This is a genomic window from Pseudomonas sp. Soil_N_39 (genome assembly GCF_057655955.1).
The window spans coordinates 324,010-348,070 of the sequence record NZ_JBDGLI010000003.1 but is presented as its reverse complement, the minus strand read 5'-3'; the positions used below and the strand labels follow the sequence as shown (position 1 = coordinate 348,070).

General features: G+C 54.3%; 23 protein-coding genes and 2 pseudogenes. 15 read left to right on the top strand and 10 right to left on the bottom strand.

The genetic code is table 11. The features are described 5' to 3' along the window. Nucleotides 1-283: 283 nt before the first annotated feature. Both AC3A5O_RS06385 and AC3A5O_RS06380 read right to left on the bottom strand, forming a co-directional pair. Nucleotides 284-754 carry an antitoxin Xre/MbcA/ParS toxin-binding domain-containing protein gene (locus tag AC3A5O_RS06385; RefSeq protein ID WP_487752970.1) on the bottom strand — a complete coding sequence of 157 codons (471 nt, stop codon included), beginning with the start codon at nt 752-754 and terminating at the stop codon, nt 284-286. Nucleotides 755-912: 158 nt separating this feature from the next. After that, nucleotides 913-1,815: a site-specific integrase gene (locus tag AC3A5O_RS06380; RefSeq protein ID WP_487752969.1), complete on the bottom strand. Its 903-nt coding sequence runs from the start codon at nt 1,813-1,815 to the stop codon at nt 913-915. Nucleotides 1,816-2,235: 420 nt separating this feature from the next. Here AC3A5O_RS06380 and AC3A5O_RS06375 point away from each other — a divergent pair, with 420 nt between their 5' ends. Together AC3A5O_RS06375 and AC3A5O_RS06370 are read left to right on the top strand one after the other, a co-directional pair. Next, complete coding sequence (locus AC3A5O_RS06375) at nt 2,236-2,541, top strand: hypothetical protein (RefSeq protein WP_487752968.1); 306 nt, start codon at nt 2,236-2,238, stop codon at nt 2,539-2,541. Between the two features lie 606 nt (nt 2,542-3,147). Next, nucleotides 3,148-4,155, top strand: a complete 1,008-nt coding sequence (locus AC3A5O_RS06370; protein ID WP_487752967.1) for a DNA-binding protein — start codon at nt 3,148-3,150, stop codon at nt 4,153-4,155. Between the two features lie 74 nt (nt 4,156-4,229). On the opposite strand, the gene AC3A5O_RS06365 is transcribed toward AC3A5O_RS06370, so the two are convergent. Next, nucleotides 4,230-5,090 carry a hypothetical protein gene (locus AC3A5O_RS06365; protein WP_487752966.1) on the bottom strand — a complete coding sequence of 287 codons (861 nt, stop codon included), beginning with the start codon at nt 5,088-5,090 and terminating at the stop codon, nt 4,230-4,232. A 256-nt stretch (nt 5,091-5,346) separates the two neighbouring features. On the opposite strand from AC3A5O_RS06365, the gene AC3A5O_RS06360 reads away from it, so the two are divergent. From AC3A5O_RS06360 to AC3A5O_RS06345, 4 genes are all read left to right on the top strand, one after another. Next, entirely contained in the window at nt 5,347-6,036 is a 690-nt protein-coding gene (locus AC3A5O_RS06360) for a hypothetical protein (protein WP_487752965.1), read from the top strand. A gap of 177 nt (nt 6,037-6,213) precedes the next feature. After that, on the top strand, nt 6,214-8,139 hold the full coding sequence (locus AC3A5O_RS06355) for a transposase (protein WP_487752964.1): 1,926 nt from the start codon (nt 6,214-6,216) through the stop codon (nt 8,137-8,139). Continuing rightward, the gene (locus AC3A5O_RS06350) at nt 8,132-9,064 is read left to right on the top strand and encodes a TniB family NTP-binding protein (protein WP_487752963.1); all 933 of its coding nucleotides are present in this window, start codon (nt 8,132-8,134) and stop codon (nt 9,062-9,064) included. The genes AC3A5O_RS06355 and AC3A5O_RS06350 overlap by 8 nt, the downstream gene beginning before the upstream one ends. Then, nucleotides 9,061-11,337: a TniQ family protein gene (locus AC3A5O_RS06345; RefSeq protein ID WP_487752962.1), complete on the top strand. Its 2,277-nt coding sequence runs from the start codon at nt 9,061-9,063 to the stop codon at nt 11,335-11,337. The genes AC3A5O_RS06350 and AC3A5O_RS06345 overlap by 4 nt, the downstream gene beginning before the upstream one ends. Nucleotides 11,338-11,407: 70 nt before the next feature. Here AC3A5O_RS06345 and AC3A5O_RS06340 read toward each other — a convergent pair. Next, nucleotides 11,408-11,601 (bottom strand): annotated as a pseudogene (locus tag AC3A5O_RS06340) (IS5/IS1182 family transposase); the annotation flags it as partial. Between the two features lie 344 nt (nt 11,602-11,945). Then, on the bottom strand, nt 11,946-13,571 hold the full coding sequence (locus AC3A5O_RS06335) for a hypothetical protein (RefSeq protein ID WP_487752961.1): 1,626 nt from the start codon (nt 13,569-13,571) through the stop codon (nt 11,946-11,948). Between the two features lie 99 nt (nt 13,572-13,670). Between AC3A5O_RS06335 and AC3A5O_RS06330 the strand changes: the two are divergent. The 3 genes and pseudogenes from AC3A5O_RS06330 to AC3A5O_RS06320 all read left to right on the top strand — a co-directional run. Next, a pseudogene (locus AC3A5O_RS06330) lies at nt 13,671-13,963 on the top strand (IS5/IS1182 family transposase); the annotation flags it as partial. Nucleotides 13,964-14,604: 641 nt separating this feature from the next. Further along, the gene (locus tag AC3A5O_RS06325; RefSeq protein WP_305468164.1) at nt 14,605-15,138 is read left to right on the top strand and encodes a BRO-N domain-containing protein; all 534 of its coding nucleotides are present in this window, start codon (nt 14,605-14,607) and stop codon (nt 15,136-15,138) included. Nucleotides 15,139-15,247: 109 nt separating this feature from the next. Beyond that, nucleotides 15,248-15,781, top strand: coding sequence for an HNH endonuclease (locus tag AC3A5O_RS06320; RefSeq protein ID WP_487752960.1), 534 nt, complete (start codon nt 15,248-15,250; stop codon nt 15,779-15,781). Nucleotides 15,782-15,991: 210 nt separating this feature from the next. On the opposite strand, the gene AC3A5O_RS06315 is transcribed toward AC3A5O_RS06320, so the two are convergent. Then, complete coding sequence (locus tag AC3A5O_RS06315) at nt 15,992-16,237, bottom strand: type II toxin-antitoxin system Phd/YefM family antitoxin (RefSeq protein WP_487752959.1); 246 nt, start codon at nt 16,235-16,237, stop codon at nt 15,992-15,994. Beyond that, on the bottom strand, nt 16,230-16,661 hold the full coding sequence (locus tag AC3A5O_RS06310) for a helix-turn-helix domain-containing protein (RefSeq protein WP_487752958.1): 432 nt from the start codon (nt 16,659-16,661) through the stop codon (nt 16,230-16,232). The genes AC3A5O_RS06315 and AC3A5O_RS06310 overlap by 8 nt, the downstream gene beginning before the upstream one ends. Nucleotides 16,662-16,975: 314 nt before the next feature. Here AC3A5O_RS06310 and AC3A5O_RS06305 point away from each other — a divergent pair, with 314 nt between their 5' ends. Further along, nucleotides 16,976-17,965 carry a hypothetical protein gene (locus tag AC3A5O_RS06305; protein WP_305468171.1) on the top strand — a complete coding sequence of 330 codons (990 nt, stop codon included), beginning with the start codon at nt 16,976-16,978 and terminating at the stop codon, nt 17,963-17,965. A 6-nt stretch (nt 17,966-17,971) separates the two neighbouring features. Here the strand turns inward: AC3A5O_RS06305 and AC3A5O_RS06300 are convergent, their stop codons facing one another. After that, a complete protein-coding gene (locus AC3A5O_RS06300) occupies nt 17,972-18,787 on the bottom strand; it encodes a sulfite exporter TauE/SafE family protein (protein ID WP_487752957.1) in 816 nt (271 codons plus the stop codon). Nucleotides 18,788-18,899: 112 nt separating this feature from the next. Here AC3A5O_RS06300 and AC3A5O_RS06295 point away from each other — a divergent pair, with 112 nt between their 5' ends. Both AC3A5O_RS06295 and AC3A5O_RS06290 read left to right on the top strand, forming a co-directional pair. Then, nucleotides 18,900-19,676 (top strand): AraC family transcriptional regulator, encoded by a 777-nt coding sequence (locus AC3A5O_RS06295; protein ID WP_305468173.1) that lies wholly within the window; start codon nt 18,900-18,902, stop codon nt 19,674-19,676. 83 nt (nt 19,677-19,759) lie between these two features. Beyond that, complete coding sequence (locus AC3A5O_RS06290; RefSeq protein WP_003204826.1) at nt 19,760-20,077, top strand: helix-turn-helix domain-containing protein; 318 nt, start codon at nt 19,760-19,762, stop codon at nt 20,075-20,077. A 15-nt stretch (nt 20,078-20,092) separates the two neighbouring features. Here AC3A5O_RS06290 and AC3A5O_RS06285 read toward each other — a convergent pair whose 3' ends face one another. Next, entirely contained in the window at nt 20,093-21,151 is a 1,059-nt protein-coding gene (locus AC3A5O_RS06285) for an MBL fold metallo-hydrolase (protein WP_487752956.1), read from the bottom strand. 189 nt (nt 21,152-21,340) lie between these two features. Between AC3A5O_RS06285 and AC3A5O_RS06280 the strand changes: the two genes are divergently transcribed. Next, nucleotides 21,341-21,949: a TetR/AcrR family transcriptional regulator gene (locus AC3A5O_RS06280; RefSeq protein ID WP_122569303.1), complete on the top strand. Its 609-nt coding sequence runs from the start codon at nt 21,341-21,343 to the stop codon at nt 21,947-21,949. A gap of 3 nt (nt 21,950-21,952) precedes the next feature. On the opposite strand, the gene AC3A5O_RS06275 is transcribed toward AC3A5O_RS06280, so the two are convergent. After that, on the bottom strand, nt 21,953-22,900 hold the full coding sequence (locus AC3A5O_RS06275; RefSeq protein WP_487752955.1) for a LysR family transcriptional regulator: 948 nt from the start codon (nt 22,898-22,900) through the stop codon (nt 21,953-21,955). Nucleotides 22,901-22,914: 14 nt separating this feature from the next. On the opposite strand from AC3A5O_RS06275, the gene AC3A5O_RS06270 reads away from it, so the two are divergent. Both AC3A5O_RS06270 and AC3A5O_RS06265 read left to right on the top strand, forming a co-directional pair. Next, nucleotides 22,915-23,625 (top strand): CTP synthase C-terminal region-related (seleno)protein, encoded by a 711-nt coding sequence (locus tag AC3A5O_RS06270; RefSeq protein ID WP_487752954.1) that lies wholly within the window; start codon nt 22,915-22,917, stop codon nt 23,623-23,625. Next, a complete protein-coding gene (locus tag AC3A5O_RS06265) occupies nt 23,622-23,936 on the top strand; it encodes an antibiotic biosynthesis monooxygenase family protein (protein WP_122569306.1) in 315 nt (104 codons plus the stop codon). Before AC3A5O_RS06270 ends, AC3A5O_RS06265 begins: the two co-directional genes overlap by 4 nt. Nucleotides 23,937-24,061 lie beyond the last annotated feature (125 nt).

Genomic DNA, 24,061 nt, shown 5'->3' with positions numbered 1-24,061 from the left:
ATGCATCGGCGATCGCAAACCGATATTCCTCGTGGCTGAGCCTCAAAAACTCATTAACTATTCCACGAGGAGATAAACCATTCGCGCCTAACCACGACCATCCCACCGCACCCAAACCAGTCAATGACAGTCGGCAGTTAAGTTGCTTAAGCCGCCTCGAGGGCTTTAACAGGAATCGGTTGCAGACGCCAAGCTTCCACGGCTCCAGCGCCGCAATCGACACTGAGCATTATTGCCGTCGCTGATTACTCATCAAGCAGAATGCCAAGCCCGAGCCAGGTACTCATTGGTAAACCCCCAACTCAATGCGCTGCAAATACGCTTCGACAATTTGGAAGCCGAGTGCGTTTTCGATCAACTCCAGCGGGACATTACCCGCCAGGCGCTTGCACGGCCTCCCAAGCCATTCTTCGGCCCGTGGCTGAGAACCAAACACTGAGGCGGCGTGCTCAAGGGCCTGCGCGTACTGGAAAGCCACCGCGCTCTGTTGAGCGTTAAGGCGCGCAGTGCCGCCCGCATTGCCCTGCTGTAGTGAGCGGGTGGACTTGCCGATGATCCGTCGCAAAATCTTACCGGTTGAGTACAATTCAGAGGCAGAGACCATGGCCTTCACATCGCTCAGTGCGAAGCCTTCTCTCACCCGCTGGTAGAGATCAAGCGGACTGAGCGACTCGGTCTGGGATTGGGTCAAGTACGCCGTCAGCCTGCACAGTGACTGCATCGACGAAGCTTGATGAGTGTCTACAGGTATCATGATGACTGTCTTCACTTGGCTCAGGGGTTAGCCTAACTCCATTTCCTGCTGTATGCCTACGGCGGCCTTTCTGCTCGACGGTCGTGCGAACCCGCCGACTTGCGGAATATCATAAGTAGCTGATCAAACACCTATCACGCTTCCGGCCCCCTGAGTTGTCAGCGGCGCCATACCCCGAACGGCGCATCCGCCTCCACATAGCGCATCGCCGACTGCACATCACGCCATCCTACATAGTCCATCAGCGCCTTGGCGCTCCACTGGTTGGCGTTGGCCCAGGTGGCGAATCCCCGACGTAGCGAATGCCCACTGTAGCCTTCCTCGTCAAGCCCGCTACGCTGTAGGGCCCGGCGCAAAATACGAGATACGCTGTAACTGTGCAGCCCCTCGCCCAAGCGCCCCCAGCGATCAACATTTCGCAGCAGCGGGCCATCCTCCAAGCCACTGCACGCCAACCAATCCTCGTACGCCTGCACCGGACACAGGCGAATCAGCGCCGGCACACTCAACTGACGACCTAGGTTGGCCCGATCAGTTTTGCTGCTGGTCAGAAACAGTGTCAGGCCGCGCGCCGGTTCGAGTTGAATGAACTCAATGCGCAAACGGCACAGTTCGTCGCTGCGCAGCGCACGCCAAAAACCGAGCAACAGAAGCAACCGATCGCGGCACGCGCGCAGGCGCACCACTGGTTGGTCCGAATGCTCTTCTGTCATCAAGGTCTCGATGCACGCGGCCAACTCCTGCAACTGCAGCGGCTCTGCCTGCCGAGGTGGCCGGGTATGCAACGCCTGAATACCACGCAGCACATCACGCACCGCCGGTGCCTTGGTCGGGTCAAGAAAACCATGTTCTTGGTGCCAGCGGGCGAGCGCCGCTAAGTGGGTCCGTAAGGTGCCGGGAGAAAACCGATCAGCGTGCTCAGCGAGGTAGCGCGCGACGCTCGCTTGGGTAGTGGGCAGCAAGCCACCCCACTCACCCTCAAAGTGCTCGATCACCTGGGCATAGCGGCGGGAGGTGCTCTCACGCCTCGCCGCTTGGCGATAGCGCTCGGGATCGCTCATGCTCTGCCCTCCGTACTGCCGAAAACGTCACCCACCGCCGTTTTACCGCCTGGAGTTTGAGAATCCTGGCTTCTCACACCTCAGAATCCGACGCCTCACGCGCCGCTTACAGCTGTCTGTACACCTGTAATTTCGTACCGCTTGAACGGTACGAAAAAATCCGATGTAACAGCGTTTGCCCTGCTGTAACAGCCAATCCGCGTGCGCTGTGTCGAACATGGTTAGGAGGCACGGGTGGCCCCTCCTGGATGAGTTCGGCACACCACAAGCTGGGCGTCCGCTTCCGTCAGTGTAGCCAACCCACGTCGCAGACTGCGGCAAACGAACTGCCCGCATTCCCCCGCCCATACTCGACCAACGGCCTACTTAGGAAGCTCCTGACTTCTACGCTTAGAGAAAGATAGCGAGCGAGGTAGGACCATGGAAATCCTTGGACGCGTGGAAAGCGAAGCGGTAAGCGATGTTCGCTGTAACATCTGCAATGAGTCCGCCCGGCTGGCGAACGGCAACCTGCAATATGCGACGCTAGCCGCGCATTGGGGCTATGGGGCGGCACACGACGGTGAGCGCTATGAAGTGCACTTGTGCGAGCACTGCTTCTTTGCCACCCTCGCCTACCTCAAGCAGGAGCGACGGATAGAGCAGTTGTTCGACGATGCCCCCCGACCCGGCGAGGACGAGCTGGGCTTGGTCAAGCGGAACGATTGGTTCCGCGACGGTGGCTGACCCGTGCCGCCAACCCATGTTGCTTTTGTTCTTGATGTCTAGGGTCTGCCAGCCAGCAGGACCAGCGACACTCCTCTTGACGCTGAACACGTGTATGCTGTCTTGGCTGGCTCCGAGATTTGTTGGCGCTAAGCCTCCCCTTGGAGACGATTGATAGCCCGCCTGCTCAGGCGGGCTTTTTCGTTTGGTCGCTTGTAACGTCAGCATCCCGCCAGTTATTGCCTGTTAAGCATCCCGCCCACCTCAGCCGGAATGTCATACCTTGATTGACTGTGGGGAACTGCTCGACCCAGCTAAGTGGGGCGTTCTCAGCTAAACGATTTTGTTTCGCGAAGCTGACGAATACCTTACTAAATGCCCCCAGGGCGCGCTCTACACACATGAGCGTGGCCAGATAGTGATCCTTCTGTTGATAGGCAGCGCCAAGTTATCTATTTCAACCCTATCGACGTCTGCATGTACCCGCCTAGAGTCCGATGCAGAACGAACTGGAGCTCGCGCGAGGTGACAGCGGACTTGGGGTTGCTCACTAACCAACGAGCATCGCCCAAGGCACTGCAATCGGTTTGCCTCCATACTGTGTAAAAACACTTTCGGATTGACACCATGGCCCGCAGCGGAATCAACAAAGCTTTGGTGCAGACGGCTCGCGACGCACTCTTGGCCCGAGGCGAGACGCCAAGCATTGACGCGGTGCGGGTTGAGCTCGGCCATACTGGTTCGAAAACCACAATCAACCGCTATTTGCGCGAGCTGGCAAACGAAGAACCTCGACCACCTGCTGTCAGCTTAAACGCGGAAGTACAAACCTACATGGAAGGCCTAGTGCAGCGTCTGGCAGCAGACGCCCAAGCAGCAGTGAGCGCAGACAGAGCTCGCCTTGAGCGGCAGAGACAGGCTTACGAACATCAACGCCAGGTCGATAACGCTCGCCATGAGGAGTTGAGGAAAAACCATCAATTGCTGCTCGACGAACGCCGCGAAGCTCGGGAGCGGGACCATATACTCAGTACACGTGTTCAACAACTGGAAGGTGAGCGGCAGGGCTTGCTCGCCGCAGAGCGCCATCTGCAACATGCCCTGAATGATCGCGGAGAGCAGATTCAGTCGCTGGAAGACAAGTACCAGCAGGCACGCGAATCCTTGGCGCACTATCTTGAGCAGGCTCGCGAGCAGCGAGACACCGATATACAGCGCCACGAAGCGCAGATTCAGCAGCTTCAGCATGAACAGCGGCGGCTTCAGGAGTTGCTACTGAACAAGCAAGAGGAACTCACCTTGCTGTACCGGGACCTGGAACGCCAGACCGCCGAGCACCAGGCGCAACGCCTTGCTCTACAGAACGAACAGAAAAAGGCCCAGCAACTGAACGCCAGTCACGTGCAATTGAATACTGCTCTCACCCAGATGCGACAGCGGGAGCAAAACCTCCAACTTGAAGTGACGAGCCTACGTGAACGTGCTCACCGCTACTTGCTGGATCGTCGCCAGGATCGAAGAAATCTCCGCGACCTCGCACAACAACTAAAACAAGTTCACCAATTGTTGGGCCGTCTGCCAAGCGCAGCGGTTGGAGTTCCACAAGCGCCTAACGCCGAAAGCCCAGCTCCGTAACTGCTTAGGTGCGATGGGGCTTGGTCCACTAGGGATACAACCGCCAAACGCTAAGGATTGCGGACCGGTGCATCCTAGTGAGAGAACTCGCAGCTGACCCCGTTCAGATGTACGGGATTATCCAGCCATTGCGCCTGCTTTCTGCACCATTTCTTTCGCAAAGAAAAAGGCAATCCGCAGCACGTTTTTTCCAATAACTGTTGTGGACTGACATCCAACTCGCGCTGCACCTCCTGGCGAAAATTCCAGATAAGCAGCGCGAGGTGCCGGTCATCCCCGAGAAGCCAACTTCGCAGTTGGAGAAGTTGTAATAGCGCTTCATCGGCCGCCCAGCTCGCAGTACAGGATTCTCGGTTGGAGTAAAGGGCAGACTCAGTGCCAAACATGGCAGGTCGGAGTAGGGCCAGAAGCTCGGCGCGAATGTGAATGATCGGTTGTTGCAGACTACTTAGGCCCAGCAAGGCCATAAAGTTTTTCTTGAGCCACAAACGGTGAAATGCAAAACGGGCTGCGTGCGTCTGCAATAGCACCAGGTGAACAGCCAGACAGGGCCAATCGGCACGGTCGAACAATAGCCGACTCGATTTTCCACCATACCCGTCGAGCGGTTTAGCCCCTATTCGAATGGTTTCAGCCAGCTCATCCCAGTCGCGCTCCCGTTTAGGGTTACCAGTGACCGCCCATAACGGATGTTCAAATAGGGAGCGCAAATGTGGGAAGTGATCAAACAACTGAGTCTGGGTGGTGGCTAGAGGCGCTGCACCATGCTGCATACGCTTCCACCGCGACAGGCTATCCTGCCAGGGACGGAGCCTCTGCCAGTACTTTGCCATGCTGTATGGAGTGTGAGGGCATCCCATGGATTGTGCCGTAGCGTGAAACAATGCAGTGCTGCGCAAAACACTTCCTGTCGTATCAACACTGAAAGTGTACATTTTGTACTCCTGCGTTACATCCGCTTGCGTTCCCCTTTGCGCGGAATTTTAGCTAAAGAGTAAACTCATGGAAGCCCCAAAATAGAGCCTTGCGCGGAAAAGGGAGAGGTATCTCCAAGGTTTCAACTCGACCTCTAGTATACGACCTTAATACGGGCAATAATTAATCCGTACACAAACCGTTCAATAATATTGACACCAAAAATTTGGGCCACGTATTAGTGAATACACGCTATCTATTGAAGTGGAGGCTGAGATGTCTTCCATCAATTCCCAATATGTCCAAGATCGATTGACTAACATCGCCACCATCGCCCCATGCCGCCTACCAAAGCATGGTCGTCACGGTAGCCGGGTCACCATTTTTCCGTCGAAGAAAAATAATGCTCCGTTGATGTGTGAATCACTGCTCGAAGCAGCATTTTGCTTGGAACTGGAACGTAGGAAAGACGTTGTCTGCTACCGAATCCACCCATACACATTGACGTTTGAACAAGCCAAGATTCGCTACACACCTGACTTTGAAGTGACATTCGCCAGTGGTGCGCAACAATTAATTGAGGTGAAAAACGACCAAAGTTTTGAGTGTCAAAAAACCAAAACAAGGTTTTTACGGATCGTTGAGTTGTTGGCGGAGCAAAACTGCTTACTCGAATGTTTGCCGATGCACCAATTCTACAATGTAAACCGTGCGGCCAACCTCAACTACTTATATCACCGTGGGTACAGCAGTGACGGGCAGGCAGACACAGCGATCCGGCGCCATATAGCTCAGCAAAAAAAACCAATTTTGCTGAAGCAACTAATGCAAACTCCATTCGAGCCACTGGATATCGCACATGCATTATTTTACAAGGTCATTGAGTGCAATATGCGAAAGGCCATTACAGACAACACCATGATTGGATTTAGTTCCCAATGGACGGATTTTTATTTTTCCACATGAACTCAAGGTGACGCTCAGGTTCGATTTTTTTTGCAGTTCTCTCACACCCTCGATCGGCTGCAAACATTAGTCACATCTGATGAAAAAAACGAGCACGTAAGAGCGACCAACATCATCCCCCCTAAATACTTAGGCGCAAAATCACAAATCGTTCTGCCAGCCCAGCGAGGAATAATCATGTCGATGATTAACATTTTCACCATGCAGGTTGGCGAGCAGTGGCGGTTTTACACCGAGGTATATCTGGTCATTGCTGTAGATGACAGGCGGGCTCAATTGCGCAGTATGGCAAGGCGAACTCATATTGCGATTCACACTTTGGACCGCCTGCGTAAGGCTTTCGAACGCGGCAACCTCTTCCGCATGCAGGATGCGCCATTGGAGCATAATATACAGCGTATCGTCTCAGACCTTCATGATGAACAGCGACGTGAACTAGACAAACGACTTCTATATGTTCGCTCGGTGGAAGATAAGCTTGGAGGTAGGCTGTCGCGCCCAGCGACCTTGTCGTTGATCCGCGAAATCGCCGAACAAATCAATGACCATCATCCCCCCTGCTACAGCAGTATGTACGGCTGGATGAGGCTTTATCGAGAATCAGGAGGCAGCCCGCTGGCATTAATCCGCTCGCCCCTGAAGCGCCGGCGGCGACTCCTTGACCGTCAACCTGCCGTGATCGCTGAAATTATCGATCACTGGGTCCGCGAACTGTATTTCATTGACCTGCCCCACAGCATTGTGGAAATCACCGATGTGATCCAATGCAGTCTTGAGGACCTTAATAGCAAGCGACCCATTACCGACCAACTGAGAATTCCCAGCAACTCGACCATCTGGCGCATTATCCAGCAATATGACACCTACGAAAAAGACCTAGCCCAACTGGGTCGACACCACGCCATCAAAAGACAAAAATTCAGCAGGAAAAGCCAGCAACCTATGCAGGTGCTGGAACGGGTTGAATGTGACACCCAGATGATTGACGTTGTGGCCGTCAACGATCGAGGGGCCGTTATAGGCCGTGCTTGGCTCACGGTACTGATAGATGTCCGTTCGCGGATGATTATCGGTTGGGACATTTCTATCAACCCTCCCTGCATTGAAAAGACGTTGCGTGCACTGAAAAACTCGCTCAGTTCCGACGGTGCGGCCACGGGCCTCGCATCCACCTACGTGATGGATAATGGCAGCGAATTTGCTGGCAAAAAAATCGGCTATATCATGCATTTGCTCGGTTCCAAGGTCGTTTACTGCGAGCCATATACTCCCGACCAAAAGCCCTTTGTTGAGCGCTGGTTCAAAACTCATAACATCCGCTTTGCCCATCACCTCAGCGGTACGACCTTTTCGAATCCTGACGAAAGGGGAGACTATGACTCAGAAAAAAATGCCACATATACCATTGCGGAGCTCAAAGAGGGCTTCGGCAAATTTCTCGACATCTATCACCAAGACTTCCATCGGACACTTAATGACTCACCGCTGAATACCTGGAACAAACTTCTCGATCCTACTTTTCCGCCCAAGCGGTACAGTACAGAGGATATCCAGCGCTTGTTCTGGAGCAAAACAACGGCGCTCCCCTGCAGTGGCCGGATCGGATTCTCCAACCTGCAATGGACCGGGCCGGCAGTGCCAGCGCTGGCTACACGCGGCCCCAAAAAAGCCAGACTCACAGTGTTCTATGACATCACTGATTTAGGCACAGTCTGGATTTGCCACCCAGATCGGCCTGAAGACCTGTTTCCGCTTGAAGCCGTCGACCCGGACTACCAGAACGGATTGACGATGCAGTTGCACCGGTTGGTGGTCAAGCAACTGCGCAGCGAAAAGAAAGCGTTCGATTTCAAGTCAGCACGCGAGCGCCGGGTCAGATATATCCTCGCGCTGCGCGATGACAAGGGAAAAGCCGCACAAAAGCGCTTGGCACGATTGGCAGAGAACCAAAAACCGAACGCTGAGGGATCAGTCAATATTTCTCCCCCCCTCCCCGCTCACGATCAGGCGCAACCTCCGAGTCCCGTTCCACTTCCACCGATTACGCTGCTCGAAGGCACCCCACTCAGTCCTATTACGACAGTACAGGTGCGCCATGAGTAACGCCGACACGCAATGGCTTTGCGACTTCTCGCAACAGCTGGTTTTGTTCCCTTCGTATCTGCATGCCTACACCATGTTGCAGAAAAGCGTAGAGACCGCTCGGCAACGAGGTATTCCCACGTCCGCCATGGTCGTAGGCCCATCCGGCAGTGGGAAATCGACGCTGCTTCAACTCTTCAGGGATTCGTTTGGCGCTCCCTATGAACTGATTGAGACGAGCGGCATCATTACCGTGCAGCCAGCCTTTTATTGCAGCGTCCCGTCGCCTGTAACCGTCAAATCCTTTGCCAAGACGTTGGTTCGAGAATTGGGCTGTTCGGACACAGGAGGCGATACTGTAGAGTTGAGCTATCGCGCCATGGCGTTGCTGAAGACCTGCCGAGTCTCAGTATGTGAATTGGATGAATTTCATCACTTGGCCAGACCCGAGGCCGACAAAGCACGAGGTACTGTTATTGATTGGCTCATCACGATGATGAACGAGACCATGACACCCTTTGTGCTCGCAGGTACACCTGAATGTAAGTTTCTGTTGAACCAGCGGCCAGCCCTCGCTCGACGTTTCCCTTTCCTGATTGAACTGCAATATCCCGTTTTCAGTGAGGATCGTGCGTCTGATTATATGGTGTTGCTTAGCAGCCTCGACCAGCAACTTTATAGTCGTGGATTACTTCGCCCCGGGGCCCATCTCACTGATTCAGACATAGCCGTCCGCTTGTATGTCGCTACATCAGGGAGCCTAGAGTACATCCGGTTGATTATTCACGGCGCGATTCAGAATATGCTGGCTAAACAGCGACTCACGTTGGAGTTCAATGATTTCAATCAAGCCAGTCGATTACTCGATCTGAAGCTCCGCATGAGCTCGGACCCGTTTGGTCTGACCCTGTCATCTGCCTATGACAATATTCGGCGCAAACAATGAAAGCACTTCATTTCATACCATTACCTCTGGCAGACGAGAGCCCCAGAAGCCTGATTCGGCGGCTGGCAATCATGAACGGTTACAGTACCGTCTCTAAGTTTACAGGACATTTTTTTGGTTATGGAATTTCAGCACATGGAAGCTCGCTTATCCAAGGTAACCGATACGAATCATTGATGACTTCACAAGTAAGTTCAATTTTCAAAGAGCGCATCCATAACGGCTTCTACCCCTTAGCAAACCAGAATAAATCTAGCGGTGCTTTTCTATTGGGCAGGCTTAAAGTCGGCAGACGACTATTGCGGACTCACTATTTCCCGGTATGCAGCGAGTGCAGCGGCTCCGATCATTTTCACTATATAACTGATCTTTGCTTATGCAAGCATTGCCCATTACATTTACGCGAGTTACTTTTCAAATGCCCAAGCTGCAATCGTCCCTTCATACTGAGACATCAGGGCCAACTAACCTGTAACTGCGGTGCTGATTGGCGGTCTCCGCCGTGCACAGAAGAAGACTGTCTACCTGAAAAGCGTTTGCTTCAGATAGTTGAGCAACAAGACCAGAAAAAGCTCGACGCACTTCTATCAGCGATCAGCACATTTGGCATAGCAAGGAATAAAATCCAACGAGTAACCCATACAATCTTTGATGCTGCCTGCTCTATTGTTTTTGACGACATCCCAAGACTGGAGAAACTCCTCCTCACCATTTGGAGCTCACTTGATTTCACCCAAGCTGAGATCTTGGTGGTTAAATTCAAAAAACACTACCCCCTGCTCGCGTACCTCATTGAGGTGCTACCCAAAAAATGCATGACCGCTTGTCAAGAACCTTCGCCACGGCCGCTAAGGGCCAACGGATTGAGAACCCTTCTTGGAGTTTCCACAGGAGTATGGACTCAGTATATTGCGACTCATCCAGAGGATGACAAACACAGCTATGATGGGCAGGATGTTGCACGTTTAAGTCAAACGATTAAGGAATTTAAAGCAAAAAAAATAGTACAGAGAGGACAACTTGAAGCCACTATTATTTCGTCCTGCTACTCCTTAAATGACACGTCCAAACTAATCGACCTATCCCTAGTAGAATGCAAAATCCTATCCGATCAGAATATATTGGCGCCCCTCACTACTATACGGACACGTCCCTATTACCGAAAAGAAGATGTGCTAGACTTCCAAACCTCATTCGTAACCACGCGGCAGCTAGCTTCTAGTCTTGGAAAAACCTATGTTGAAATTGCCGCTGCACTTAACCGTTGCAAAGAGATCAAGCCGATAATCAACAGGTCCGGCTACCCATTCCTTATACGCGCTGATGATATACCGAGGATATCATTATGGATCAGTACTATCCCCAAAAAAACAAACTCATTAAAAGGGCAAACAAAGCTCAACCGTTGCATCACAAGTGATCTAGAAACCTGCACCCTAGATCAAGCCGCTGACATCCTAAAAACGCATAAAAATACAGTTATCTATTATCGCAATATCGGAATAATTCGATGCTCAACCCACGACAGCCGACTATTCGTGTTAGAAGACGTCAACAATTTTTATAAGCGCTTCACAACTCCGCGAACTTTATGCAAAGAGTTAAACTTACCCTGCAATAAATTGAGTTCGATACTTGAGACCCAGAACATACGCGCCATTTCAGGAAAACTCATCAATGGCCACTCGATAACGGTATATGACCGAAGCACCTTCCCAGCAGACCTGCAGGTACTGCTGAACCCAACACACGATACGTTTGGATTTTACCTTTCTCGCAACCAAGTCGTAAGCTTGCGAGCGGCCGCACGATTACTGGGAATTAAATACAGTGAAATGAGGCGTTTTGCTAAGGACAAAATCCGAACTACCAGGTCGCCGCTGTATAGGTCATATCTGACCGTCTCTTACGATGAGATCAGTTCTGTAAGAAAACTGCTAGCCAGCTTAACACCACTATCACATATCCTTCAGACCCACAATCTTACACATCAATCATTTTCCAGGCGCTTCATCGCTCGGGGTTTCGTTCACCTTTTGAAATTTAACGGCCAAGAATATCTCACCCAAAGCGATGCAAATAAACTCAACATATTCAATGAGCAATATTGCACTTTAGATGAAGCATCTAAGATGCTTGAATTATCTAGCGGCTACATTAGCACGTTAGTTAAGCAGAAAAAAATTGCAATACACTGGGTGCCCGATTACGGCTACAGATCTCCACTTCTAAAGAAAAAAGATGTTCAAACCATGCTGAACTGCAAAAGATAAATTTCTGGACTACCTCAACTATTTTTAACTAATCGAAAAAGCTAGCTAAAACCGGTCATGTTCACCGAATTTACTCGAGCTTGATCCTGTACGAAAATAGATGTCGCAAACACCGCATGGAACAAACAGCTTGACAATAGCTGCATAGCTTTTCGTGAGCTTGTCGAAGCGTGTCACGATCCGGCGGTTCTCTTTCTGACAGCCAAACATGCGCTCGATGATGTTGCGCTGTCGGTACTTGGGCCGATCAAACAGTCTGTTAAGCCAGGTATCCAGAGCACGCCATTGAGCATTAGGCGGGGCCGCCCTCGCCCATGAGTTTAGATCGGAGACCACACCCCAGGCCTCGTCCGAGAGTGCGTAACGCTTTGCCATCACAGAATTCCTTTCCGTCGATGGCGAGGGACTCTACAAAAATTCAGCGTTCGAGGGGCGGCGATAGGGTTTCTCGGAATTTCGTACAGAGCCTAGGGATAACCAAGCCAAAAAGTCAGGATACCAATCCTCGAACCCTCTCTTAGCCAAAACGCTTCACCAGAGTTTTTGAAAAAGTTAACTGTCCCTATCTATGCTGAAACGGATGATAGCTCCGTTTCATAACGACAGGCTCAGGTTGACGTAATGTATCGCCTTGCCACATTTATAACCTCTTCTGGGACATACACACCCGCCATTGCTAATTCAGAGCTCCGCCTTTCTAAGAAATCAATGCGACCAGTTCCAGCAGAAATTCTAAGCCCGAAAACAAAGCAACATTCTGATTCGGTGCCACTTAAAGCCATTTGACCACAGGCGTATTGAAATGCTGCCTCCATTGCCTTAAAACTAACCCTCAGTTGATTAAAACCCATCTCTGCAAATAAATTTGGCGCATCAGTTTCCTGAGCAAATTTATCGCTCCATACTTGGGTAAAATTCGCCTGGGCGCTCCCCCAACTAAAATCTCGAGCGGTCATCTTTGCCTGTTTTTTAGACTTATCCATCAAAGCACCTAGTTCAGTGCCTAAACGGAAGGCGTTCACGGCTGACTCGTTATCACCCTCGATTTCGACTTTGGTCATGGACTCTAAAGGAGTCAGCCAAGTCAAAGGATGCCAAGTAGCGAGGTACATAAGATCTGGTACCACTGAGGATAACGCGAACCTAGTCCGCTGTCGCCAATCGCTAATGTAATCCCCAATCCCTCCAAAAGCGTCAAAACTAAAGATATTCGCGCCCTCTTTGTGAAGCCTCTTTTTTAAATCCCTCCACAGCCCCTCACACTCAGATGAGTAGCACTGTAACTCTTTCAAGATCTCAAGCTCTAAAAACAGTCGCGTTGCAGTATCATCATACAACTCACTCACGCTATTGAATAAAGCAAATTCAAAAGCCTCGTCTTCACTTTCGAACGCTGGAATCTCCTGCTTACGGATAGAGTTTCGCACCGCAATAGATACATACAGTCTGGTCTGCGATTGATCAGGCTTTTCGGTTGGGTGCCACCACGTAATCACAAAGCCAGACGCACGAGTTTTTTCCGCTTCTCTTAAAAGCCCAGATACAGAATGAGTTATTACATTAACCACATTTGTGCTAAACCATGTATCAGGAAGCCAAAACACCTTAGTTTCGACTCGCAACGCCTCAGGAGGAAAACTTATCACATCGTCTTCGACAAGTAACTCCGAGCGAACCCAGAGAGTTTGATAGTTTTCGGCGGCGCATTCCTCCCGATACTCCAATGCTACGCAAGGAACGCCCCAGTCGACTAGCTTAGCGAACGCATGCCTTTCAAGTGTAGACCAGGACGTAGATATGACTACGAAAAAAACTTGCGCCCCATGATGTTTACTAGACAAGGCCTTAGCATAAGCTAGCAATTCTGTAGCATACTCACGCGCAGCCTTACGACTGCGTTTTACTTCAATAATTACAAATGCGCCACTGATTTCATCTTCTAGGATTATATCTGGCCTTAGGATATCTGACAGCGTGCCAATGTTTTCATCAGCACTATAAAATCTTGGCTCAATGAGACTGCTCAATACACGACACGCTTCATGGACGGCCCGTGGACGATCACGGCCGACCTTTTGCTCAACGGAGTGCTCTACAGTTCCTTTGATCTCTTGGCTTAACTGGGTTTCATCATATCTAATCGCTTCATAAGGGCTGCCACTCCCAATAAGGCTCCCCTTACCGGCCAAAGCTTCAAGCCACCTCTGAATTTCTTTCTCAGGCCTCACTTGCAAACATCCCTCCTCCATGATGTATCGATTATATCCATTCAACAGTTTGTGCTGCCAGGTAGGCCCCCTGCCCTCGAGCGCGTTAGCAAACGGAGTACGAAGATCGACTCTACCGCTGTTCGCGCTAGCCGAGCCTCATCTGGCGCGCGGAAAAAAAGGGGGCCTGACGAGCCTGCCGATCACGCTCTAGGCCGCAGTCGCGGCAGCCTGACAACCAAAATCGATATACTCTGCGGCGCCAACGGGACACCGTTGCGCTTTCTCCTCTCTGGCGGTCAAGCCAGTGACATCAGCTAGGCCCAGCCACTGCTGGACGAAGTCAGCATTCGTCGAGCCAACGAGGCCGCCCGCGCAAGCGCTGTAAATGGCTGCTTGCTGACAAGGGAGCATCAGCCATTGATCCATCTCCACCGCTAGATTCCGCTTCGAGTGGATCCTCCTGAATTGTACCCTTCGTCAGCGCCGTCCTGCCTGGAGCAATCGCTGCCGCAAGAATGTGAGTGTTGAGCTGGCGCCCTGTCCAACACAAGATGAATACACACCTTAGTTTTCCAAAATTTTAGAAAAATTAGTTCAAGCCCTATGAACCGAGTCACGCGGCAGACGGTCTGGGACAATGGTTCGTTTCACTATGCACTGAAAACCTACGAAGAAAAATCCTAGGCTCCACGCGTAACTAAAAACCCCGTGAAAACGGGGTTTTTGTATTTCTACAGGACCAAAACTGCGTTTAACTCTGAGACCGGCACACTACCTTTACCCTACGAAAAACTCAGAATCTTTCCGCATTGACGCCGTATCGTCGCGTTACCTATCTTAGTCGCAGGTGCCTAAGAAACGCCCAACGTAGTAGCTAATCGCCAAACATAGAACCGCGTACTGTCTAAGGACATTTGCAACTCTGTGTGGAGAAAGTAGCTAGTTGGGATTTCTCTTACATCCTCTACGTCGGGCTCGCGCCGCTAACCTTTGAACGTAGAGGTGGTGATGCCCACAAAAATTTCACCCCGCTCTCCGTATACCTCGGAGACCCATCATGCCTGATGCTTACATTCCGGCGGTTTTCACCCGTCACAACCTCCACCTTCACGCCCTGCTTCTGGAAAACCAACCTTGGTTTTGCGCCCGCGACCTCGGACGGTTAATGGGCGTACATCTGAACGAACGCATGGTCAGCAAACTGGATGAGGACCAGCGACACATTCTGCTGATTCGTTACCACGGCCAGCCTGAAAAGCGGCCGATGCTTAGCGAGTCTGGTGTGTATGCCCTGTTGGTTTATCACTACTCCCCAGGGAATCGCTTGCTGCGTGAATGGCTGACGCATCAGGTCGTACCAGCCTTGCGGGACGCACAGGTATCAAGCGATACCGAGCGTCCCATGCTGAGTGTTTTAGATTGGCCGGAGATCTCCTTAAGCCTGTTGCATTGGCAAAATGACGGCTGGATTCGACTTCGGGACATGCCGTATCTGTTGCTCAACCGGACTCGGGGTCGGTCGGTGGCGGCTAAGCCTTGGTGGCGTAGGTTGCTTGAGGTATTTCACGTTTCTGGGCATTCAGTGTCGTAGGACGCCCGAGCGAAAGCTCTGCCTCTTCTGTAGGAATTTTCATAGACAGCCGTAATGGCCTGTCAGTATCGTCCGAAGGTTTAAACCCTCGGCGATTGTTGAATACCGCATGCAGAATATCTCGGCGGTGTTGGAACAGATGGGGTTGCAGCGAATCAGCGGCTACATGCCTGCCAAGAACATTGGTGCAGGTGTGGCTCAGCGAATTCGCAAGGTGCTTGTTAATAAAGTGACACCTGGGACGGGAGAGTCTGCTCCAACCTCTGACCACATGACGTTGATCAGCCGGGCCACCAAGCTGCAAAAGAGAGGCCTCAAGATCGAGCCATCAGGGAACCTGAATCCGCAGCAAGTCAGTACGACCACGACGTCTTACGTTCGAGATCCTAAAGTCCGGGCGTGGGTTGCGGAGTTGGCTAAAGGTGTTTGCGAAGGTTGCGGTCAGAACGCACCGTTCCAGGTGGACGGGTTGCCGTTGCTTGAAGTGCATCATGTGAAGCATCTGGCTCAGAAAGGATCGGATAGCGTTACTAACGCGGTTGCGCTGTGCCCGAATTGTCATCGACGTTGTCATCTTGCCAGTGACAGAGAGGCCTTCACTTTGTCGCTGTATCAGAAGGTTGGTCGACTGATCGTTGAGTGAAAAACATCCAGTTTTGTTGGACGAAAAAGAACACATGGGGATATGTAATGACGAAAAAAATAAGAAGTGAGGCCTTCGAATCGATTCACAGCTCGGCCGAAGCGCTGCTGAAAATCGGTGCTATCGACAAGGCCGCCATGCGAGAGTTTGATGAGGTCTGCATGGCTGAGGTATCTGCTGAAGTCTCAGTTCAAGAAAATTCGTCTGCACTCAGAACCAGCCCTCAAAACCCTCGATGATGTCCTCGGGTGCGCGGTCAAAATCCGCCGGCATCCGAATCCTCCCCTTCAACCGCCCAGGCTTGCGTGTCTGCGGCGTATCGATATGGGGCAGCAGATCCAGATAAGGCTTGCCGGTCTTGGTGATCACTACTCTGTCGCCCTGCCATGCACGCGCGCCCAGTTGAAAGAGCTGAGCCTTTGCTTCTTGCAAGGTTACGTGTAGCTGTTCACTCATACGGTCCCCCCTTGTCATCGTCCATGGCCTTTGCAGTGCTTGGCAGAGTAGCAACTCTACTGAGCTGTCCTACGGACTTGCGTTTAGGATTGGCGCCGCGAACGGGCATTTTAGAGTCCGTTTTTCTCTGCTCTGGAGGTGGTGCGTAAAGGTTTATGGCAACCTTCGTCAGCCCTAGTCGCAGCCCGAACTTTCTCAGAATGGCTTCGAGGGTGTTAATGGTCGGGTTACCCTTGTCCTTCTCGATCTGGTACAGGGCCTTGGTCGACATGTTGCACATGGCGGCAAAGGTTTCTTGATCCAGGCCGGTCACCTCAAGCCGTAGCCGGCGGATAGCGGTTCCCAGGGTTTCGTTCCCTGTCACATGTTGCATGACGATGTCGTCAATGATTTCCCTGCGTCGTTCACCGGTGTTCGCTTTCATCGAAGTTTCTTATTCACTGTTTCCGGCAGTATATTGCCGGTTATCTGAAAGGTCGGGCTATAACCGGCATTATGATACCGATTCATACAAGTTGGGGCCGTAAAACCGGGGCTGCTTCGCAGCCCAGCGGGGATAAATCCCCTCGCCACAGGTTGGTGTCAGGGCGCAGGTGGGTGGCAGGTTTGATGGCCGCGTTGGGTTTTGGAATCGCGAGCAAGCTCGCTCCCACAGGGCTTGTGGTGGATTGAAACAAGGGGTGCAGCCCGCCGCGTCCTTCGGTATTAATACACTTCCTCTCACGGACCCGAGCCCCGATGAAATTCGACACCGCCTACTGCCTCAGCCTCGATGCCAAGCTTTCGATCTATGACGTTCGGGATCTGAATTTCGATGAGACCATGGCCTTCGATTCGGCCAAGGAGCGCTTTCAGTGCCCCAACGATGCCTGTCGGGCGGCGTTTGACGAGGACAATCGGCTGACGACGTTCAACGCCAAGAACGTCAATTACATCCGCACGCCACACTTCAAGAACCAGCCAACGACCCAGCATATCGAGGGTTGTCCTTATGTCAGTCCGAAAACGCCGGGGTTGGGTGTAGAGAGTGGCGAGGCGGAAACGGATGACGACCGCGAGGAGCATTTTCCGTCGGAGCTGTTGCTGACTCGGCGTCAGTACGTGCGTAAACCGTCCGATCTGCCGAAGGATATTGAAGCGACTCGCCCTACGCCCCCCTCCGTATCGTCCCACGGTGATAACGCTCATTCCGCCCAGGACTCGACACCGGACAAGACCAGCGTCTTCGCCCATCCGGTGGAATGTTTCGTCTCGAACTTCGATAACAAGGATCTGCTCAAGCGCATGCCGCTGAAGATTGGCGAGCACACGGCGCCCTATGGCTCGTTCTTCAAGAAGATCGAGTACTTACAGGACAACAAGGGCTTGATTTACTGGGGCAAGATCAAGGAAATCAAGGATTACACGTTGAGCTTTCGCATCGACTTCGAAGCGAAGGTCTGGTTTAAGCAGCCGGACGAGGCGAAGAAGAAGCCTTACTCGGTCAACGTTTACCTGAGCAAGAAACTGATCGATAACTACCGCAAGCGCAAGGCGTTCCTGGAAGAGATCAAGCACGCCATCGACAGTGACGCGCCGTTGCATTGCTTCTTTTATGGCGTCACGCCGCAGTTGAAGCAGGTGCCGAGCAAGAAGAACCCCGAAGAAACGTTCGGGGTGTTCAGTGCCAATATCGAGAACCTGGATCACTTCATTATTCGGGAGGCACCGGGATTAGCGGGCCAATAACGCCCCCTATCCCAGGCACATCCCAATCATCACCCCTATCAACAACCCCACATACACCCGCGCATGCAACCGGTCTGGTATCCGTCCGATCCAAGGCGTTGCCAGACGGATACCCAGGAGCGCGCCAAGTGTGAGCACAGCGAAGGCCATCAAGTCGACGTAACCGACAAACCACGGCCCCAAATCAAACTCGGTAAACCCGGCCATGGCCATGTAAGTCAGCGTCCCGGCCACTGCAACCGGCAAACTCAGCGGGTTAGCCATGGACGTCGCGCGGGACATGCTCAGCCCGCAACGGCGCAACAACGGGACAGTCATGACACTGCCGCCCACACCCAGAAAAGTAGCAATGACACCGATGCTGACCCCGCCTGCAGAGACCTCTGCCCTACCCAATCGCCGTGGGATTACAGCCTCAGACTGAGTCAGGAAACCGCGTCTGAACAAGCAGTCCAGAATGGTCACACCCAGATAAACAATGAAGGCATAGCGAATCACTTCGCTGCTCGCCCACATCGCGGCAACGGCGCCGACGATAGCGCCCAGGCCGATAAAGCCGCCCAACGGCCACACGTAGTGACGAATGAGGTTGCCGGCACGGTGATGCTTCACGGTGGCGATCAGCGCGTTGACGATCATCACGCAGGTCGAGGTGGCCACGGCAATGTGCATCGCCGATTGACCGATAGGATCGTCGGCACCGTGGCTGGCGGTGAGCATGCGGTACAGCAAGGGCACCACGACGAAGCCGCCGCCGAAACCGAACAACACGGCCGTCACGCCACTCAGGCAGCCGAAACAGGCAAGCAATACATAGAACATCGAGACGAATCCGTGAAATGGGAGGCGCCCACGATAGGTAAGAGACGCTTGGCCCGCTGTAGCAAACAGGCCAATAATGTTCGCGTTTACGCCAATCCCGAGTGGCCCATCGATGCGCAACAGTTCGATCGATTTATTGGATGCGACACCCAGGGCCGTCGTTGCGATCGGCACCGATTACGCTCATGGACAAGTGCTGCCGATGCATCGCCATCGCCGCGCGCAGTTGCTCTATGGCGCCACCGGGGTGATGCAGGTCAGCACGACGGAGGGCAATTGGGTAGTGCCGCCGCAACGGGCGGTGTGGATTCCGGCGGGGGTCGATCATGAAGTGCTGATGCTGGGCGTGAGCACCCGCAGCCTGTACATCGAACCGGCCGCGATAACGGCCATGGACACGCGGTGCCAGGTCATCAGCGTGTCGCCCCTGATGCGCCAGTTGCTGATGGAAGCCGTGGAGCTTGTGCCGGACTACGACGAGGCTGGGCGCGATGGCGTGCTGATCGATCTGCTGCTGCACGAACTGCAGCGCAGCGCCCATCTACCACTGCACCTTCCACTGCCCCAAGACCCGCGCCTGCTCGGCCTGTGCCAGGCATTTCTGAAACGCCCAGACGCCCATGCCTCGCCCGTGCAATGGGCGGCGCAATTGCATATCAGCTTGCGCTCGTTCAATCGCCTGTTCAGCCGGCAGACCACGCTAAGTTTCAGCCAGTGGCGGCAGCAGGCGTGTGTCATGGCGGCGTTGGCCCATCTGGCCGAAGGGGATTCGGTGACGCGCATCGCCCTGGATCAGGGCTACGACAGCCCCGCTGCGTTTTCCACCATGTTCCGTCGGGTACTGGGCCACGCACCGAGCGCCTGGCTGGAGAAGACCGCCGGTCATTGATCAAAAAAATGGGATTGATCCGGACTCAAAACAACTGTACAAAAACACAGTATTTTTTGAATCCCATCGCTTTGGAGCACCCCATGGCCTCTCTCGCAATCAAAACCACCCTGGAACGTATTGCTGTCTATCAATTCACCCCTGCTCACAGTGCACAGGCCCGAGCCATGCTGGGCTGGAGTGTCGAGGAGCTGTCTCGACAATCCGGCGTATCGGTCCAAGCCATCCGCCGCTTCGAGGCCGGTGGCGAGTTGCTCGATGTGACTCGCCTGGCCCTGGCGTTTCGCCTGGAGGCCGAGGGGCTGGTGTTCTTCCCCGGCTTCGCACCGGGGCGCGGCATGAACATCAAGGGCGCAACCCCGGACCCGATGGGGCGGTCCGATTACGCGATGATCGAATAACACTGACCGCAGGTGCTAGGCAACACCGGCCTGGTCCTGATACGCCGAGGGCTCCACGTCCAGCCACCAGGCGCGGCCACGTTGCGGTTGCGCCAGGGTGAATGCTTCGCCCATTTGCGGCGTGGTGATGCAAACGTTGCGCTCCCAGGCCAGGGCCAGGATGCGATCGAAGGGTTCATACCAGGCATGCATCGCCAGGTCGAACGTGCCGTTGTGGATCGGCAGTAGCCAGCGGCCCTTCAGGTCGATGTGAGCCTGCAGCGTCTGCTCCGGCTGCATGTGGACATGGGGCCAATCAACGTTATAGGCGCCGGTTTCCATCAGCGTCAGGTCGAAGGGGCCGTATTGTTCGCCGATGCGTTTGAAACCCTCGAAATAGCCGGTATCGCCACTGAAGAAAATACGTGTGGCGCCGTCGATCATCACCCACGAGGCCCACAAGGTGCTGTTGCTGTCGAACAGGCCGCGCCCGGAAAAATGCTGGGAGGGCGTGGCAATGAACTCGATACCGTCCACCTCGGTGCCTTGCCACCAGTCCAACTGACGCACCTTGCTGGCGTCGACGCCCCATTTGATCAAGGTGTCGCCTACACCCAGGGGCGCCAGGAAATAGCGGGTCTTGGCCGCCAGCTTGAGAATCGCCTGATGATCGAGGTGGTCGTAATGATCGTGGGAAAGGATCACCGCTTCAATCGGCGGCAACTCTTCCAGGCTGATGGGCGGCTGATGGAAACGCTTGGGGCCGACCCATTGCACGGGTGAGGCACGTTCGGAGAACACCGGGTCTGTCAGCCAGAATTTATCCCGCAGCTTGAGCAGCACGGTGGAGTGGCCGAGACGGAAGACGCTGTGATTCGGCGCGGCCAGCAACGCGGCGCGCGTCAGCGGTTGAACCTCGATGGCGCCCGCAGGCCGGGTAGCGCGCGGCTTGTGGAAGGTCATGTTCCAGATGATGCGCAGGGTCGTACCGAACCCTTGCCGCGGAGTAAGAGCGTGATTGCGATACTTGCCCTGTTCGTGCCGGGATAAATGATGGGCAGATGGGCTGTCGGTCGAAAGAGAGGGAATGGTCATGGTGCGATAACTCCAAGGACGTCGTCGCCATTGCGCTTCGCCGTTGTGGGACGCTGGATGGCCGTTGCATGCACGCTTAGCCGCCTGACGAAAATCTACACCACTCGGTGTAGTTTCCAGATTGCATGAATCCCGGGAGCAAGTAAACTGCCGAGTGTAAGTTCTCTCACCTCAACCGACGAATTGCCCATGACCGTGCCGCAGCGCCTTACCGAGCGAAAACGCGAAGCCATCCTCCAGGCAGCGATTGCTGAATTCCGTAGCAGCGGTTTCGAGATCACCAGCATGGACAAGATCGCGGCGACTGCCGGCGTATCGAAGCGCACGGTGTATAACCATTTCCCGAGCAAGGAAGCGCTGTTTGCCGAAATTCTGAATCGGTTATGGAACAGCATTACCGCAGAACAGGACATGGCCTACAGCCCGCAAAAGCCGCTCCGAGAGCAGCTTCAAACGTTGCTGCAAGCCAAACTGCATATGCTGGCGGACGAGAATTTCCTCGACCTGGCGCGCATCGCCATCGCTGCGACGATTCATTCTCCGGAGCGAGCCCAGGACATGGTGTCGCGCATGGGCCAGCGTGAGGAAGGGCTGACGGCCTGGATTCGCCAGGCCCAGGCCGATGGCCGGTTGAAACCCGTGGAGCCGGCATTCGCCGCCCAGCAAATGCATGGGCTGCTCAAGACATTCGCCTTCTGGCCACAGGTTTCGATGGGCCAACCGAGCCTGCCCCAGGAGGAGCAGACCCAAGTGATCGAATCGGCCCTCGACATGTTCCTGAGTCGTTACCAGGCCTGAGGGTCAACCCCAACGCAGATTGCGCCCCAGCTCATCAAACAAGGTCACGACCGAACGCAAGGCTCGGCAGTCCGGGCGGGTCAGGAGCCACAGCGCCGTGTCGTAGCCCACCAGTGGTTCGCCAAGGGGCATCAAGCCCTGGTTTTCGTCGATCAGAAAGTCCGGCAGCGCCGCAACGCCCAAACCGGCCCGCACCAGTTCGGTGACCGAGAGCATGCTGTTGCAGCGATAGGCAGGCACTACGCCGGGCAAATGCTGGCGGCGCCAGGCCACGGTGGGGTGATCCGGGAGGAAATCGTCCGGCGCGATCCAGGTCATGGCGGTCAGGTCATCCGCATTCACCGAGCGCAGGTATGTGGCGCCGGCACATACCCGGAACGTCACGTTGCCGAAGTTGCGACCGACCAGGTGTTCCGGCGGCGTACGGGTCAGTCGCAGCGCAATGTCGGCATCGCGGCGACTCAGGTTGGCGAAGTCGTTCGAGGTGCTCAACTCAAGGCTCAACGCCGGATAAGCGGGCATGAAACGCGCCAGCGCCGGCAGCAACAACGCTTGCAGGACTGAATCACTGCACGTCAGGCGCACCGTCCCGCTGATGACCTCGCCGCCCTGCTCCACACCCACCCGCGCCGCCTCCAACGCCTGCTCGGCGCGCTCGGCTTGTTCGGCCAATGCCTGGGCCAGGCTCGTGGGCAAGTACCCGGAACGGCTTTTCTCGAACAAGGGCTGGCCCAGGGCTGCCTCCAGCCGACGTACCGAACGAAACACTGTCGACACGTCCACTTGCAGCAGCCGAGCGGCCCGGGCCAACGAGCCGCCACGGACCAGCGCCAGGATCAGGGACAGATCGGGATAGTCCAGACGATAGTGCGTCGCTGCATTGATCACTTGGGTAAACGCCAATATTGATTGCGTGAACGCCAATCTATAGTGGCCACCAGGAATCAACAAGCGGCGAGCCTCCCATGGAAAAACAACATCCGTTAAACATCGCCCTGGTCGGCGACCACGATCCACACATCACCGCCCACCGGGCGATCCCCCTCGCACTTGAGCTGGCGGGCACACACACCGGCCACGCCATTCGCTTGCAATGGCTGGCAACGTCGCTCATTACCGACAACGCCGTGCTGGAGGATTTCGACGGTGTCTGGTGCGTGCCCGGCAGCCCCTACCAAAACGAAGCCGGCGCCTTGCAAGCCATTCGTTTTGCCCGCGAACAGCGTCGCCCTTTCCTGGGCACCTGCGGTGGTTTTCAGCACGCCGTGCTGGAATATGCCCGCAACGTGATGGGGTGGGCCGACGCCGTCCATGGTGAAACCTCTCCAGAGGCTGAACGGGCGCTGCTGACGCCGCTGAGCTGTGCCTTGGTGGAAACCATCGACAGCCTTCAGTTCGAGGCGGGCTCGCTGATCGCCAATGCCTATGGCCGACAGACAGCGTTCGAGGGCTACCATTGCCGCTTCGGGGTCAATCCGGATTTTGAAAAAGACTTGCTGAGCCAGCGCCTGCACGCGGTCGCCCGGGATTCGGCCGGCGACTTACGAGCGGTGGAACTGCAGGACCATCCGTTCTTTGTCGCCACGCTGTTCCAGCCTGAACGTGCCGCACTGGAAGGCCGCGTGCCACCGCTGGTCCGCGGGTTTGTCGAAGCCTGCGCGAGGCAAGTGTCATGAGCGACCATTATTACGCAGTGATTTTCACCTCCCAGCGTACCGAGGGGGACCAGGGCTACGCCGAAGCCGCCGAGCGCATGCTCGCCCTTGCCCGGGAGCAGCGCGGATTTTTAGGCGTCGAATCGGCCCGTGGCGACGATGGTGTGGGAATCACCGTGTCCTATTGGAGCGATGAAGCAGCGATCCTGGCTTGGAAGCAGCATCCCGAACACAGCGCGATTCGTGAGCAAGGCCGATCCACCTGGTATACCCATTGCCATACGAGGGTGTGCAAAGTCGAACGGGACTATGCCTTCCAACGCCCAATCTAATGCCAAAACAAAAATCCCTGTGGGAGCGAGCTTGCTCGCGAAAACGGTGGGTCAGCGCAACGATGCTGAATGTGCCGACGTCTTCGCGAGCAAGCCCGCTCCCACACTGAATCTCGGGGACTCAC